General features: G+C 73.4%; 11 protein-coding genes. 1 reads left to right on the plus strand and 10 read right to left on the minus strand.

The genetic code is table 11. The features are described from left to right. Positions 1-195 precede the first annotated feature (195 nt). From E5082_RS06870 to E5082_RS06880, 3 genes are all read right to left on the minus strand, one after another. A complete protein-coding gene (locus tag E5082_RS06870; protein WP_135790378.1) occupies positions 196-1563 on the minus strand; it encodes an FAD-dependent oxidoreductase in 1368 nt (455 codons plus the stop codon). A gap of 194 nt (positions 1564-1757) precedes the next feature. Continuing rightward, complete coding sequence (locus E5082_RS06875; protein WP_135790379.1) at positions 1758-2654, minus strand: TIGR01777 family oxidoreductase; 897 nt, start codon at positions 2652-2654, stop codon at positions 1758-1760. A 48-nt stretch (positions 2655-2702) separates the two neighbouring features. Continuing rightward, positions 2703-3896, minus strand: coding sequence for a MarP family serine protease (locus tag E5082_RS06880; RefSeq protein ID WP_135790380.1), 1194 nt, complete (start codon positions 3894-3896; stop codon positions 2703-2705). A 177-nt stretch (positions 3897-4073) separates the two neighbouring features. On the opposite strand from E5082_RS06880, the gene E5082_RS06885 reads away from it, so the two are divergent. Beyond that, entirely contained in the window at positions 4074-4865 is a 792-nt protein-coding gene (locus E5082_RS06885; RefSeq protein ID WP_229918676.1) for a peptidoglycan recognition protein family protein, read from the plus strand. On the opposite strand, the gene E5082_RS06890 is transcribed toward E5082_RS06885, so the two are convergent. From E5082_RS06890 to E5082_RS06920, 7 genes are all read right to left on the minus strand, one after another. Next, positions 4862-5380, minus strand: coding sequence for a DUF4240 domain-containing protein (locus E5082_RS06890; RefSeq protein WP_167514014.1), 519 nt, complete (start codon positions 5378-5380; stop codon positions 4862-4864). The genes E5082_RS06885 and E5082_RS06890 overlap by 4 nt on opposite strands. A gap of 108 nt (positions 5381-5488) precedes the next feature. Next, positions 5489-8200, minus strand: coding sequence for a pyruvate dehydrogenase (acetyl-transferring), homodimeric type (gene aceE, locus E5082_RS06895; protein ID WP_135790383.1), 2712 nt, complete (start codon positions 8198-8200; stop codon positions 5489-5491). Positions 8201-8437: 237 nt separating this feature from the next. Then, positions 8438-9061 carry a GntR family transcriptional regulator gene (locus tag E5082_RS06900; RefSeq protein ID WP_135790384.1) on the minus strand — a complete coding sequence of 208 codons (624 nt, stop codon included), beginning with the start codon at positions 9059-9061 and terminating at the stop codon, positions 8438-8440. Positions 9062-9359: 298 nt separating this feature from the next. Further along, positions 9360-11183 (minus strand): 2-oxoglutarate dehydrogenase, E2 component, dihydrolipoamide succinyltransferase, encoded by a 1824-nt coding sequence (gene sucB, locus E5082_RS06905; RefSeq protein ID WP_135790385.1) that lies wholly within the window; start codon positions 11181-11183, stop codon positions 9360-9362. A 61-nt stretch (positions 11184-11244) separates the two neighbouring features. Further along, a complete protein-coding gene (gene lpdA / locus E5082_RS06910) occupies positions 11245-12633 on the minus strand; it encodes a dihydrolipoyl dehydrogenase (protein WP_135790386.1) in 1389 nt (462 codons plus the stop codon). A gap of 242 nt (positions 12634-12875) precedes the next feature. Next, entirely contained in the window at positions 12876-14402 is a 1527-nt protein-coding gene (locus E5082_RS06915) for a leucyl aminopeptidase (RefSeq protein WP_135790387.1), read from the minus strand. 238 nt (positions 14403-14640) lie between these two features. After that, entirely contained in the window at positions 14641-15453 is an 813-nt protein-coding gene (locus tag E5082_RS06920) for an adenosylcobinamide-GDP ribazoletransferase (protein ID WP_135790388.1), read from the minus strand. Between the last annotated feature and the right edge of the window lie 44 nt (positions 15454-15497).

The following is a 15497-nucleotide window of genomic DNA, read 5'->3' on the forward strand; positions in this document are numbered from 1 at the left end:
CGCTACTGGAGGCGCCCCCTGGGGGCTGGGCCGGCCGGGCATCGTCGCGGGGGCCCGCCAGGTGCACGGGCCGTGGTCATCGCTGCGCGGTGGGCCCCGGCAGGGCGCGTGGGCCCACCGGGGCGCGGGCCCGCGCACGGGGGAGGGGCGGGGGCCCGGCCGGCCCGGTCCGGGTGGGTCGGCCGGGGCTCCCTGTCAGGCCGCCCGTGGCATCGATGCCGGGGGGTCCGCCAGGTGCATCGACGCCGTGGCTCCCAGGTCCGTCAGGATGGCCGTGGTGGCTCGGGTGGCCGAGTGGAGGGCGCCCTGGAGGGTGGGGGTGTCCCGGTGGTCGCCGCAGACGTAGAGGCCCGCCAGGAGGCGTACCGGGCGGTGGGGGTCGTAGGCGGGACGGGTGGCCGGGACGGCGTCCGGGGTGTGGTGGACCGCCAGGGTTTCCCAGCGGTTGGTGGGTGTGCCGTACAGGCGGGACAGGTGCGTGCGGACGGCGGCGTCCACGTCTTCGGGCGGGGTGCCGAGCACCGTGGAGGAGATCAGGGTGCGGCCGGCCGGGACGCGGCTCGGGTCGACATTGCTGATGACCGCCGTGTGCGCGACCGGGCCGCCCCGGTCCGCGTCCAGCAGCAGCGAGGTGCCCGTGGACAGTGCCGGGCCCGGATCGTCGGTGGTGTGGTGGACGACGGTGACCGGGTGGAAGCCGGGGACGCGGAGCCCCGGCAGCAGCTCGGCAGCCGCACGGGCGTCCGTCGCCAGCAGGACCGCGCGACAGCGCAGTACGCCGTGCTCGGCGGTGGTGACCGAGGTGGTGGAGACCGAGGTGACCCGCACCCCGGTCCGCACGGTACCCGGCGGCAGGGTGCGCGCCAGCAGCTCGGGCAGTACCTCCGCGCCCCCCTCCGGCACGCTCAGCCGGCCCCCGGCGAACGCTCGCAGGGCGAGGTCGGCGCCCCGGCTGGACGTGGTCAGCTCCGGGTCGCACAGCAGCGTGGCGAGCAGCGGCCTCAGGAAGGCGTCGACGGTACGGGCGGGAACCCCGCGCGCCGCCAGCGCGTCGGCCGCGGCCTGCTCCGGGCGGGCCAGCAGCCGGTCCACCGGGGTGGCCGCGATCCGGGCCAGCGCGGCGTTCAGCCGGGCCTGGTCCCACGCCCCGCCGACCGGTGTCCCGGTCCGGCCGGGCAGCACGGCGACCGGCCCCCTGGGGGCGCTCGCCAGGGCGCGCGCCACATGGAGTGCGCCCCTTGCGCCCCCTACGGGTGCCGGGGTGCCCGCGCGGTGCCTGCGGCCGTCCCGGTGCAGCAGCACGCCGGGCGCGAACTGCCGCAGCGCGAGCGGTTCCAGGCCCGGTACGGTGCGCAGCTCGGTGCCGGGGGTGGTCAGGGGCCGTCCGACGCGGTCGAGACGGAAGCCGTCGACCCTCTCGGTCGACATGCGGCCGCCCACCTCCGGGGCGGCCTCCAGGACTGCGGTCGTCACTCCTGCGCTGGTCAGCCGATGGGCCGCCGAGAGTCCGGCGGCCCCGGCCCCCACGACGACGACGTCCACCTGGTACGCGGGCTCAAGCACGAGGCCCCTCCTGTGGTTGCGCGGCCGGTGGAGAGGTCATGCCCTCAACTGGCCCGCCGGATACGCGAGTTCGGGTCGAGGTTAGGGTCAATGCCGGTCACTGCCAGTCGCGCACCGGCAGGGCACGGTCGCACGGCGGTCGCATACGTTCATGACCGCTCGGTGCCCGTCAGGATCGCGCCTATGCCGCCGGACTACTCCGCCGCGCGGATCGTGTCCTCGATGCCGGGGAAGGCGAACTGGAACCCGGACTCCAACAGCCGCTTGGGCACCACCCGCTGACTGCCCAGCACGTCCTCCGCCATCCCGCCCAGCGCCGTCCGCAGCACCGCCGCCGGCACCGGGAACGGCGTCGGCCGGTGCAGCACCCGGCCCATCGCCTCGGTGATCTCCTGGTTGGTCAGCGGGTGCGGCGCGGTCAGGTTGAACGGCCCGGACAGGTCCTCGCGGTCCAGGATGTGCCGGATCGCGGCCACCTCGTCGTGCAGCGCGATGTACGACCAGTACTGCCTGCCGCTGCCCAGCCGCCCGCCGAGCCCCGCCTTGAACAGCGGGAACATCTTGGCCCACGCCCCGCCCGCGGAGGACACCACCAGCCCGGTGCGCACGAACACCGTCCGTACGCCCGCCTCCCGCACCGGTGCGGCCGCCTCCTCCCACTCCTCGCACACCGAGGGCAGGAACCCCTCGCCGGGCGGGGCGTCCTCGTCGGTGATCCGGTCGCCGGTCTCGCCGTAGAAGCCGATCGCGCTGCCGCCCACGAAGACGCGCGGCGGCTCCGGCAGGGAGGCGGCGGCCTCCGCGAGCGCGGTCGTGCCGAACACCCGGCTGTCCCGGATCACCCGTTTGTACTCCGGCGTCCAGCGCTTGTCGCCGATCCCCGCGCCCGCCAGGTTCACCACCGCGTCGACGCCGGCCAGCCCGGCCGCGTCCACGTAACTCTCCTGGGGGTCCCAGCGGACCTCGTCCGGGCCCTGCGGCTCGCGCCGGACCAGCCGCACGACCTGGTGCCCGTCGTCGGTGAGGGACCGCACCAGGGCGCTGCCGATGAGACCGGAGGCGCCGGCCACCGCGATTCGGGAAGAGTCCATGATCCCAGCATGCCCCGCGGGCCCGGAATCAGGGCGGCCGCCTACTCCTTACGACGTGATCAGCTCACCCGTGTCCACCGGCGCCGTCGCCGTCTTCGCGCGCCGGGCGTCCGCCGAGACCTCCGCCGCCGTGAGCGCGTACCCCGTCTCGGAGCTGGAGGTGGAGCGGGCGAAGACCACGCCGAAGACCCGGCCGTCCGTGGTGAGCAGCGGGCCGCCGGAGTTGCCCGGCAGGACGGTGGAGCGGACGGAGTAGATCTCGCGGGTGACCGTGCGGTCGCTGTAGATGTTCTGGCCGGTCGCCCGCACCCGGTTCGCCACCGTCGCCGCCTGGAGGTCCAGGCTGCCGTCCTGCGGGTAGCCCGCGACCACCGCCGACTCGCCGCGCCGGGCGGAGGAGTCGAAGGGGAGCACCGGGGCGCGCAGATCCGGTACGTACAGCACCGCCACGTCCTTGTCGGGGTCGAACAGCACCACCCGCGCCTGGTACACCCGGCCGACCCCGCCGATCCGTACCGTGGGGTTGTCGATGCCGGCCACCACGTGCGCGTTGGTCATCACCCGGCGCGGGGCGTACACGAAGCCGCTGCCCTCGCGGCCCTCGGCGCCCGCCGAGCCCTCGATCTTCACCGTGCTGCGCCGGGCCGCCTGCGTGGCCGCCGGCGTCACGCTGTCGCCGGAGGGCTCGGCCACCTGCGCGGTCGACTCGTTCTCGAAGGGGTTGAAGACCTGCGGGAAGCCCGCCTCCGTCAGCGCGGAGGTGGCCCGCGAGAACCAGGCGGGGGTGGTCTCCGGCATCGCCCGCTGCACCGCGCCCAGCAGGGCGGAGTTGCGGATCGCCGTGGTCACCGTCTGCGAGGGCGCCGCGCCCAGCACGCTCGCCGCTACCCACGCCACGAGGAGTACGGCGACCCCGTTGGCCGCGGCGCCCCCGATGCCGTCCGCCACCCGCAGGGGGCCGCTGCCCGACCGGTCCATCCGGCTGCGCAGGCTGAGCGCCAGGCGGCCCGCCAGCTCGTGCCCGATCATGCCCGGCACCAGCACGGTGAGGACCGCGATCACGGTGGCCGCCGCCGAACCGCGCGTCACCAGCCCCGTCACCCACGGCAGCGCCCACACGCCGACCGCCGCGCCGCCCAGGAAGCCGGCCAGCGAGACACAGCCGGCCACCAGCCCCCGCCGGTAACCGGAGGCCGCGTACAGCAGGACCACCAGCACGAGCAGCACGTCGAGCAGATCCACGAAGCCGCCTTTCTGTCGGACCCTCCAATACGGACGGGGCAGGCCCGCTGATCAGTAGTACGCCCGGGGGCTTCCCGTAGGCGTGTACCCACGGAAACGCCCCGGACCTGGACGATGGTTCCACCGGGTGGCACACCACACATCGCGGACCCGCCGCGCCGGACCGACAGTGGGATCATGAACTGGACGCGTCCGTGGCGTATCGCGCGCCTGCCCGGTGTCCTGCCGGCCCTGACTGCCGTCGCCGCCGTGCTGCTGCTCGTAGGGGGCAGCGAGCGCGCCGTCACGGCTCACCCCGCCCACCCCGCCCACCTCGCGCGTCCCGCGCCGAGCGCCGCCCTCGTCGCCCACCGCGCGCCCCGCCCGGCCATCCTGCCCCGCTCCGCCTGGCTCGACCGGGCCACCCTGCGCCGCCAGCCCCCGCCGCGCTACGACGACCGGGTCGTCGCCGTCTTCGTCCACCACACCGCCTCGCCGAACGACTACGACTGCGCCGACGCCCCGCGCATCATCCGCTCGCTGTACTCCGGCCAGACCGGGGCCCGGCACTGGGACGACATCGGCTACAACTTCCTCGTCGACCGCTGCGGCACCATCTACGAGGGACGTGCCGGAGGTGCCGACCGGGCGGTCACCGGGGCCCACACCCAGGGGTTCAACCACCGCTCGACGGGCATCGCGGCGCTCGGCACCTTCACCGCGGGTGCGGGGGTCCCCCCGGCCATGACCGACGCCATCGCCGCGCTCGCCGCCTGGAAGCTCGGCCTCTCCGGCACCGACCCCCGCGCCCGCGTACGCCTGACCTCCACCAGTGGTCTCAGCCGCTACCGCACGGGCACCCCCGCCACCTTCCCCGCCGTAGCCGGCCACAACACCGGCTACGCCACCACCTGCCCCGGCGCCGCCCTCACCGCCACCCTCCCCGCGATCCGGGCGAAAGCAGCCCACCTCCAGGGCCGCACCCGCTAGGGCTTGAAGCGGTCCCACAGGGCTGGGTACCGGTCCGCCAGGATGCCGTCGTTCTCGAAGTCGATCGGGGTGCCGGAGGGTTCGCCGGGGGCGGGGGCGATGCCCAGGTCGGGGGCCACCGTGCCGGTCAGGCGTTCGTACGCCTCGTCCGCCGCGTAGCCGAGTTCCTCGCCGTCGCCGTCCATCTCGTCGTCGAACTCGTCGAGGAGCTCCGCGAGGGAGTCGGGGTCGTGGAGGGCGCCCTCGAAGACCTCGCGGCCCTGGCCGATGAGCCAGCAGCGGAAGTAGTCGAAGGCGTCGTCGCTCGCGCCGCCCATCAGGAGCGAGGCCGCGCCCCACAGATCCCAGCGGTAGGCGCGGTTGTAGCGGGCCTCGAAGTGACGGGCGAAGTCCAGCACCATGTCCGGGTCGAACTGGAGCAGCCGGTCCACCAGCAGGTCGGCCTGCTCCTCGGGGTCGCCCTCGGCGGCCTCGCGGGTGGCGTCGATCAGCTCCCAGAACTCCGTCTCGTCCATCACGCCACCAGCATCGGGCCTCCACCCCCACCCCGCACGCGGAACGGCACGGTAAAAGGAGGAAGGGGTACGGCAGCACGCCGTACCCCTTCACCGGACCTCAGGTGGTCACAGCCCGTACTTCTCGCGGGCTTCCTTCACCGCCGCCGCCTTGACCGCGCCGCGCCGGGCGAGCTGGGCCAGGGCCGCGACCACGATCGACTCGGCGTCCACACCGAAGTGCCGGCGGGCCGCCGCGCGGGTGTCGGAGAGGCCGAAGCCGTCCGCACCGAGCGAGGACCAGTCCTGGTCGACCCACTGCGCGATCTGGTCCGGGACCTGGCGCATGTAGTCGGAGACCGCGAGGACCGGACCCTCGGCACCCTGCAGCGCCCGCCGCACGAACGGCACCCGCTCCTCGCCGCGCAGCAGGGCCGCGTCGGCGTCCATCGCGTCACGGCGCAGCTCGGACCAGGAGGTCGCGGACCACACGTCGGCGGCCACGCCCCACTCCTCGGCCAGCATCCGCTGCGCGTCCAGCGCCCAGTGGATCGCCGTACCCGAGCCCAGGAGCTGGATGCGCGGGGCGTTCGCCGGGACGGTGACGCCCGCGGACTCGGCCGTGTTGAACCGGTACAGGCCCTTGACGATGCCCTCGTCGATGCCGGGCACGGCGGGCTTGGCCGGCTGCGGCATCGGCTCGTTGTAGACCGTCAGGTAGTAGAAGACGTCCCTGTCCTCGCCCGGCGCGGCCTCGCCGTACATCCGGCGCAGACCCTCCTTGACGATCGCGGCGACCTCGTAGGCGAACGCCGGGTCGTACGTCAGCGCGGCCGGGTTGGTCGCGGCGATCACCGGGGAGTGACCGTCGGCGTGCTGGAGGCCCTCGCCCGTGAGGGTCGTACGGCCCGCCGTCGCGCCGACGAGGAAGCCGCGGCCGAGCTGGTCGCCGAGCTGCCACATCTGGTCGGCCGTGCGCTGCCAGCCGAACATCGAGTAGAAGATGTAGAACGGGATCATCGCCTCGCCGTGCGTCGCGTACGCGGTGGACGCGGCGATGAAGTCGGCCATCGAACCGGCCTCGGTGATCCCCTCGTTGAGGATCTGGCCGTTCTTGGCCTCCTTGTAGTACATCAGCTGGTCGCGGTCGACCGGCTCGTACGTCTGGCCCTTGGGCGAGTAGATGCCGAGCGACGGGAACAGCGACTCCATGCCGAAGGTGCGCGCCTCGTCGGGGACGATCGGCACCCAGCGCTTGCCGGTCTCCTTGTCGCGGACCAGGTCCTTGACCAGGCGGACGAACGCCATGGTGGTGGCGACGTTCTGCGAGCCGGAACCCTTGTCGAAGGAGGTGAACGCCTTCTCCGCCGGGGCGGGCAGCGGCGCGAGGGGGTGCACCCGGCGGGCCGGGGCCGGACCGCCGAGGGCCGCGCGGCGCTCCTGGAGGTAGCGGACCTCGGGGGAGTCGGCGCCCGGGTGGCCGTAGGGCACCTGCCCGTCGGCGAACGCGCTGTCGGCGATGGGCAGCTCCAGCAGGTCCCGCATCGCCTTGAACTCGTCCACCGAGAGCTTCTTCATCTGGTGGTTGGCGTTCTTGGAGGCGAAGCCCGGACCGAGGGTGTGGCCCTTGACCGTCTGGGCCAGGATCACGGTCGGCGCGCCCTTGTGCTCGACGGCCGCCTTGTACGCGGCGAAGACCTTGCGGGCCTCGTGACCGCCGCGCGACAGGTGGAAGCACTCGAGGATCTTGTCGTCGCTGAGCAGCTTCGCCATCTCCACCAGCGCCGGGTCGGCACCGAAGAAGTCCTGGCGGATGTAGGCCGCGTCGCGCGTCTGGTACGTCTGGATCTGGGCGTCCGGCACCTGGCGCAGCCGGCGGACCAGCGCGCCCGTGGTGTCGAGCTGGAACAGCTCGTCCCAGGCGGTGCCCCACAGCGTCTTGACCACGTTCCAGCCGGCGCCCCGGAACTGGGCCTCCAGCTCCTGCACGATCTTGAAGTTGGCGCGGACCGGGCCGTCCAGGCGCTGCAGGTTGCAGTTGATGACGAACGTGAGGTTGTCCAGCTCCTCACGCGCGGCGAGCGCGAGGGCCGCCGTCGACTCCGGCTCGTCCATCTCGCCGTCACCGAGGAACGCCCACACGTGGGACGCGGAGACGTCCTTGATGCCGCGGTTGGTCAGGTAGCGGTTGAACCGCGCCTGGTAGATCGCGGAGAGCGGGCCGAGGCCCATCGACACCGTCGGGAACTCCCACAGCCAGGGCAGCCGGCGCGGGTGCGGGTACGACGGCAGGCCGTTGCCGCCCGCCTCCTGGCGGAAGTTGTCCAGCTGCGCCTCGTTCAGCCGCCCGTCCAGGAAGGCGCGGGCGTAGATGCCGGGGGAGGCGTGGCCCTGGATGTAGAGCTGGTCACCGGAGCCGTCGGCGTCCGGGGACTCCTTGCCCTTGAAGAAGTGGTTGAAGCCGGTCTCGTACAGCCACGCGGCCGAGGCGAAGGTGGCGATGTGGCCGCCGACGCCGTACTTGCTGCCGCGGGTCACCATCGCCGCCGCGTTCCACCGGTTCCACGCGGTGATCCGGGTCTCCATCGCCTCGTCACCGGGGACGCCCGGCTCGGCGGCGGTGGGGATGGAGTTGACGTAGTCCGTCTCCAGCAGCTTCGGCAGCGCGACACCGCCCGCCTCGGCACGCTCCAGCGTGCGCCGCATCAGGTACGCGGCGCGGTGCGGGCCCGCTTCCCTGGCCACGGCGTCCAGGGAGGCGCGCCACTCGGCGGTCTCCTCGGGGTCGCGGTCCGGGAGCTGGTCGAGCGCGCTCGGCTGGATGGCGTTGGGGTCGGTCATCTCGCCGCCTTCCTCAGTCGAAGGGGGATCCCTCATGGGTGAGGGTTCGGGGTTGCCCTTGGTCTTTGGCAGGACAGGGCGAGAACTCGGTAGAAGTCCGTCGGTGACAATAACCCCCTGATCGATGATCGATCAAAGGTTTGGGGGCGAAAACCCGGTCTTGACGCGAAAGTAGGCACCCGGTGTCTTTCGTCCAGGCACGCGGTGCCTTGTTTTCCCAGGTGAGCGGGGTGTCGCTCAGGGGCGGGGCGCGCAGCCCAGGACGTGGGCCTTCACCAGCTCGGCGATCCGGGGGTCGCGGCGCTGGAACGCCTGCACCAGTTCCTCGTGCTCCTCGGCGTAGGACTGCTGGACGGTGCCGAGCCAGCGGATCGACAGGGCGGTGAAGACCTCGATGCCGAGGCCCTCCCAGGTGTGCAGCAGTACCGAGTTGCCGGCGGCGCGGACGAGTTCGCGGTGGAAGCCGACGGTGTGCCGGACCTGGCCGGTGCCGTCTCCGGCGCGGTCGGCCTCGTAGAGGGCCGCGACGTGGGGTTCCAGGGCCGAGCAGCTCTCCGCCAGGGTCTCGGCCGCGAGCTCCGCCGCGATGGCTTCCAGGCCGGCCCGGACGGGGTAGCTCTCCTCCAGGTCGGCCGCGGTCAGGTTGCGTACGCGGACGCCCTTGTTGGGGGCCGATTCGATGAGGCGGAGGGACTCCAGTTCGCGGAGGGCCTCCCGGACGGGGGTCTGGCTGACCTCCAGCTCGGTGGCGATCCTTCGCTCCACGATGCGCTCGCCCGGTTGCCAGCGGCCGCTGACGATGCCCTCCACGATGTGCTCGCGGATCTGTTCGCGCAGCGAGTGGATTACGGGCGCGGTCATGGGGGGCTCCTCTTCAAGGGGCGTGGCTCTATGACCATACGGGGGCCCCGCGGGTGCCGTGCGGCGCATCGGGGGGCTTTTGCCCAGGTGAGACGAGTTGCACAGGGCGTTTTCGAGGGGTCTCGCCGTGCGGGTGTCGGTTTGGGGGTGGGTGCGGGTGTGCCGGGGCTGGTCGCGCCCGCGCGGCGGAGCCGCATGTCAGCACAGTCCCGCGCCCCTGAGTACGTCCAGCTCACCTGTGCTGAAACGGCGAAGCCCCCTGTCCTTGGACAGGGGGCTTCTTCACAGGCCGTGGGAGTTACAGGCCGAGCTCCACCTCGAACTCGCCCGCCTCCAGGATCTGCTTGACCGTGGTCAGGTAGCGGGCCGCGTCGGCGCCGTCCACCAGGCGGTGGTCGTAGGAGAGGGTCAGGTAGGTCATGTCGCGGACGGCGATGACCGTGCCCTCCTCCGTCTCCAGGACGGCCGGGCGCTTCACCGTGGCGCCGATGCCGAGGATGGCGACCTGGTTCGGCGGCACGATGATCGTGTCGAACAGGGCGCCGCGCGAACCGGTGTTGGAGATGGTGAAGGTCGCGCCGGACAGCTCGTCCGGGGTGATCTTGTTGGCGCGGACCTTGCCGGCCAGCTCCGCGGTCGCCTTGGCGATGCCCGCGAGGTTGAGGTCACCGGCGTGCTTGATGACCGGGGTCATCAGGCCCTTCTCCGAGTCCACCGCGATACCGACGTTCTCGGTGTCGAAGTAGGTGATGGTGCCCTCGGCCTCGTTGATGCGGGCGTTGATGACCGGGTGGGCCTTCAGCGCCTGCGCGGCGGCCTTGACGAAGAACGGCATCGGGGAGAGCTTGACGCCCTCACGGGCGGCGAAGGAGTCCTTCGCCTTGCCGCGCAGCTTCATCAGACGGGTGACGTCGACCTCGACGACCGAGGAGAGCTGGGCCTGCTCGGTCAGCGCCTTGACCATGTTGTCGCCGATGACCTTGCGGATGCGGGTCATCTTGACGGTCTGGCCACGCAGCGGGGAGACCTCCAGCGCCGGGGCCTTCTTCGCGGCGGCCGGAGCCTCAGCCGCGGCCGGAGCCGGGGCGGCGGCGGCCTTCGCGGCCTCGGCGGCGGCGATGACGTCCTGCTTGCGGATGCGGCCACCGACACCGGTGCCCTTGACCGAGGCCAGGTCGACGCCGTTCTCGGCGGCGAGCTTGCGCACCAGCGGGGTCACGTAGGCGCCCTCGTCGGTCGCCTGGGTGGCGGTCGGCGCGGTCGGCGCGGTGGCCGGAGCGGCCGGAGCCGGGGCGGGCGCGGGAGCCGGGGCCGGGGCGGGCGCCGGGGCGGTCTGCTGCTGCGGCGCCGGGGCCGACGGGGCCTGCGGGGCGGGAGCCTGCGGGGCCGGGGCGGCGGGGGCGGCCGGAGCCGGAGCGGCCGGAGCGGCCGGGGCCTCGGCGGCGGGCGCCTTCGGGGCCTCGGGGGCGGCGGCCGGGGCGGCACCCGCGGCACCGATGACGGCGAGCTTGGCGCCGACCTCGGCGGTCTCGTCCTCGCCGACCACGATCTCCAGCAGGGTGCCCGAGGTGGGCGCCGGGATCTCGGTGTCGACCTTGTCCGTGGAGACCTCGAGCAGCGGCTCGTCGGCCTCGACGGAGTCGCCCACCGACTTCAGCCAGCGGGTGACGGTGCCCTCGGTGACCGACTCGCCCAGCGCGGGCAGGACCACGTCGGTGCCCTCGGCGGAACCGCCGCCGGAGGCCGCCTCGGCGGTCGGCGCCGGGGCGGGCGCCTCCTGCTCGGTGGACGGGGCGGACTGCGGGGCCTCCTGGGCGGCCGGGGCCGGAGCCTCGGCGGCGGGGGCCTGGGCGGCCGGGGCCGCGGCCTCGGCGGGGGCGTCGGAGCCGTCGTCGATCAGGGCCAGCTCGGCGCCGACCTCGACGGTCTCGTCCTCGGCGACCTTGATGGAGGCCAGCACGCCCGCGACGGGGGCCGGGATCTCGGTGTCGACCTTGTCGGTGGAGACCTCGAGCAGCGGCTCGTCGGCCTCGACGCGCTCGCCCTCGGCCTTCAGCCAGCGGGTGACAGTGCCCTCGGTGACGCTCTCACCGAGCGCCGGAAGGGTTACGGAAACCGCCATGGTTTCTGTTGCTCCTTAGGAATTGCGGAAGTCTGTGTCGTCGCGCCCGGGGGCCGAAGGCTCAGTCGTGGGCGTGCAGCGGCTTTCCGGCCAGCGCCAGGTGCGCCTCGCCGAGCGCCTCGTTCTGCGTCGGGTGGGCGTGGATGAGCTGGGCCACCTCGGCGGGCAGTGCCTCCCAGTTGTAGATGAGCTGGGCCTCGCCGACCTGCTCACCCATGCGGTCGCCCACCATGTGGACGCCGACCACGGCACCGTCCTTGACCTGGACGAGCTTGATCTCGCCCGCGGTCTTGAGGATCTTGCTCTTGCCGTTGCCCGCGAGGCTGTACTTCAGGGCGACGACCTTGTCCGCGCCGTAGATCTCCTTGGCCTTGGCCTCGGTGATGCCGACGGAGGCGACCTCCGGGTGGCAGTACGTCACACGCGGGACGCCGTCGTAGTCGATCGGGACGGTCTTCAGACCGGCCAGCCGCTCGGCGACCAGGATGCCCTCGGCGAAGCCGACGTGGGCGAGCTGGAGGGTCGGGACGAGGTCACCGACGGCCGAGATGGTCGGCACGTTGGTGCGCATGTACTCGTCGACCAGGACGTAGCCCCGGTCGATGTTGACGCCCTGCTCCTCGTACCCGAGGTTCTGGGAGACCGGGCCGCGGCCGACGGCGACGAGGAGGACCTCGGCCTCGAACTCCTTGCCGTCGGCGAGGGAGACCTTCACGCCGTCCTGGGTGTACTCGGCCTTCTCGAAGAAGGTGCCCAGGTTGAACTTGATGCCGCGCTTGCGGAACGCGCGCTCCAGGAGCTTGGAGGAGTTCTCGTCCTCGACCGGCACCAGGTGCTTCAGGCCCTCGATGACGGTGACGTCGGCCCCGAAGGACTTCCACGCGGACGCGAACTCGACGCCGATGACACCGCCGCCGAGGATGATCGCGGACTTGGGCACGCGGTCCAGGACGAGGGCGTGGTCGGAGGAGATGATGCGGTCGCCGTCGATCTCCAGGCCCGGCAGCGACTTCGGCACGGAGCCGGTCGCGAGCAGGACGTGGCGGCCCTCGATCCGCTGCCCGTTGACATCCACCGACGTGGGGGAGGACAGCCGGCCCTCGCCCTCGATGTACGTCACCTTGCGGGAGGCGATCAGGCCCTGGAGGCCCTTGTAGAGGCCCGAGATCACGTCGTCCTTGTACTTGTGGACGGCGGGGACGTCGATGCCCTCGAAGGTCGCCTTGACGCCGAACTGCTCGCTCTCGCGGGCCTGGTCGGCGATCTCGCCCGCGTGCAGCAGGGCCTTGGTGGGGATGCACCCCTTGTGCAGGCAGGTGCCGCCGACCTTGTCCTTCTCGATCAGGGCGACGTCCAGGCCAAGCTGCGCTCCGCGCAGGGCCGCGGCGTAACCACCGCTGCCACCGCCGAGGATCACTAGGTCGAAAACGGTGCTGGCGTCGTTCGCCACGTCACGTCCTCCATGCATGTGCGCCTGTGCCGGTCTCCGATGACCGGCAGGCGGCTGGTGTCCGGCCGCTCAATGCTTCGGCCCTGTGGTGGGGGCCCTGTCCTGCCGGGCTCCATCTTTGCACCTGTCGGGGGTGCGACGGACGCCGGGCCGGGGTGTGAGACGCCCCACGTCCGTGCCGGACGCCTCACGCCGGGGGCGCGGACCGGCCCGGTCCGCGCCCCCGGCGGCGTCCCGCGGGGTCAGCCGAGTTCGCCGTCGGCGGTCTGCTCGGCCAGCCGCACCAGGGTGCGCACGGCGGTGCCGGTACCGCCCTTGGGCGTGTAGCCGAAGGGGCCGCCCTCGTTGAAGGCCGGGCCCGCGATGTCCAGGTGGGCCCAGGTGATGCCCTCGCCCACGAACTCGCGCAGGAACAGGCCGGCGACCAGGCCGCCGCCCATCCGCTCGCCCATGTTGGCGATGTCGGCGACGGGGGAGTCCATGCCCTTGCGCAGGTGCTCGGGGAGCGGCATCTGCCAGGCCGGCTCGCCGGACTCCTCGGCCACCTCGTGCAGCGAGGTGCGGAAGGCGTCGTCGTTGGCCATGATCCCGAAGGTGCGGTTGCCCAGCGCCAGCACCATCGCGCCGGTCAGCGTGGCCACGTCCACGATCGCGTCCGGCTCCTCGGCGGAGGCCGCCCACAGCGCGTCGGCCAGCACCAGGCGGCCCTCGGCGTCGGTGTTGAGCACCTCCACGGTCTTGCCGCTGTACATGCGCAGCACGTCACCGGGGCGGGTGGCGGAGCCCGACGGCATGTTCTCGGCGAGCGCCAGCCAGCCGGTGACGTTCACCTTGAGGCCGAGGCGGGCGGCCGCGACGACGGCGGCGAACACGGCGGCGGCGCCGGCCATGTCGCACTTCATCGTCTCGTTGTGCCCGGCGGGCTTGAGCGAGATGCCGCCCGAGTCGTAGGTGATGCCCTTGCCCACGTAGGCGAGGTGCTTGTCCGCCTCCGGGTGCCGGTACGCCAGCTTCACCAGGCGCGGGGCGGACGCCGAGCCGGCGCCGACGCCGAGGATGCCGCCGTAGCCGCCCTCCTTCAGGGCCTGCTCGTCCAGCACCTCGATGGTGAGGCCGTGCTCGTCGGCCGCGGCCTGCGCGATCGCGGCGAACGCCGCGGGGTCCAGGTCGTTCGGCGGGGTGTTGACGAGGTCGCGGGCGCGGTTCAGTTCCTCGCCGACCGCCGTCGCGCGGTCGACGGCGGCCTGGTAACCGGCCTCGCCCTCCTCGCCGCCCAGCAGCACGGCCTCGCCGAGCGGGCCGCCGTCGTCCTTCGCCTTGTCGTCCTTCGAGCTCTCCTTGTACGCGTCGAAGGCGTACGCGCCGAGCAGCACGCCCTCGGCGATCGCGGCCAGCGCGCCCGGACCGTCGACGGGGAGCGCGAAGGAGGCCTTCTTGGTGCCGGAGAGGCCGCGGGCGGCCACACCGGCGGCCCGGCGCAGCGCCTCGGCGTCGTACCCGGCGTCCGCCTCGGGCTCGGCGCCCAGGCCCACCGCCACCACGAGCGGGGTGTCGAGACCGGCGGCGGCGGGCAGCTTGGTCAGCTCGCCCTCGGCGCCCGAGGCACCGAGGGTCTTCAGGACGCCGGCCAGCCCGCCGTCGTACGCCTGGTCCACGGCCTCGGCGCCGGGCGCCACGACGGGGCCCGTGCCGGCCTTGGCGACACCGATCACGATCGCGTCGGCCCGCGGGCCCGGCGCCGCGGCCGGCTTGAGAGTCAGAGCAGTCACGGTGGTGAAATCTCGCTTCCGATGTGAAGTTTGCTGGTGCCGTTTGCGCAAGCCGGTCGTCCGCGAGGGGCGACCGCCGCAAGGGGTGGGTCGACTCCCTGTCGGCGAACACCCGCCACGAGAGTACGCGCGTACGCGCGTTCGCTCATTGCCGAGGACCACCCCGGCCACCCGCACTCCGGGCACCCCTGTCGGGCGGGTGGGACAACTGGCCCCGGGTACGGCACAGTTGCGGTCCTCAGCCGGCCGGCGGGGCGGTGCCTCCCAGGCACAGCACGAGCAGTGCGGCCGTGGCCGCGGTCTCCGCGAGGGCGCCGAACACGTCCCCGGTGACCCCGCCGAAGCGGGAGACGCAGCGGCGCAGCAGGAGTTCGGCCGGGACCAGACAGAGCGGTACGGCCGCCGCCGCGCGCACCGCCTCCCACGGCCCGAGCAGCGCCCCGCCCGCACCGGCCGCCAGCGTCACCGCCGCCCCCACCGCCAGCGCCCCCGGCACCGGCACCACGCCGGCCACCGCCGCCCCGAGCCCCTCCGGACGGGCGGCCGGCACCCCGGTGCGCGCGGCCAGCGTGAGCGCCAGCCGGGCCGCGGCCCCGGAGACGACGGCCCCGAGCGCGCCCCGCGCCCACGACTCGCCGTACAGCCCGGCGAGCGCGGCGGCCTGCGCCAGCAGCGTCAGCACCAGGGTGAGCACGCCGAACGGCCCGATGTCGGACCGCTTCATGATGGCGAGGGCCTGCTCGGCGGGCTTGCCGCTGCCCAGCCCGTCGGCGGTGTCGGCGAGCCCGTCCAGGTGCAGCCCGCGGGTGAGCGCGGCCGGTACGGCGGCGGAGGCGACGGCGGCGAGCAGCGGGCCCGCGCCCAGCAGCAGGAGCAACACCCCGAGCGCGGCCGCCGCGAGGCCGACGGCCAGTCCGGTCAGCGGTGCGCACAGCATGCCCGCCCGCGCGGCCGTCCGGTCCCAGCGGTGCACCCGGACCGGGATCACGGTGAGGGTGCCGAAGGCGAAGCGGGGCCCGTCGAGCGGGTCGGGCGGCGGGGTCTCGGGCATCGGCGCAGGCTACCGGGGCTGTCGCCGGGCCCGGTCGGCGGGCC

Origin of the sequence: Streptomyces griseoluteus (assembly GCF_004784465.1) — a bacterium.
Taxonomy (GTDB): domain Bacteria; phylum Actinomycetota; class Actinomycetes; order Streptomycetales; family Streptomycetaceae; genus Streptomyces; species Streptomyces griseoluteus.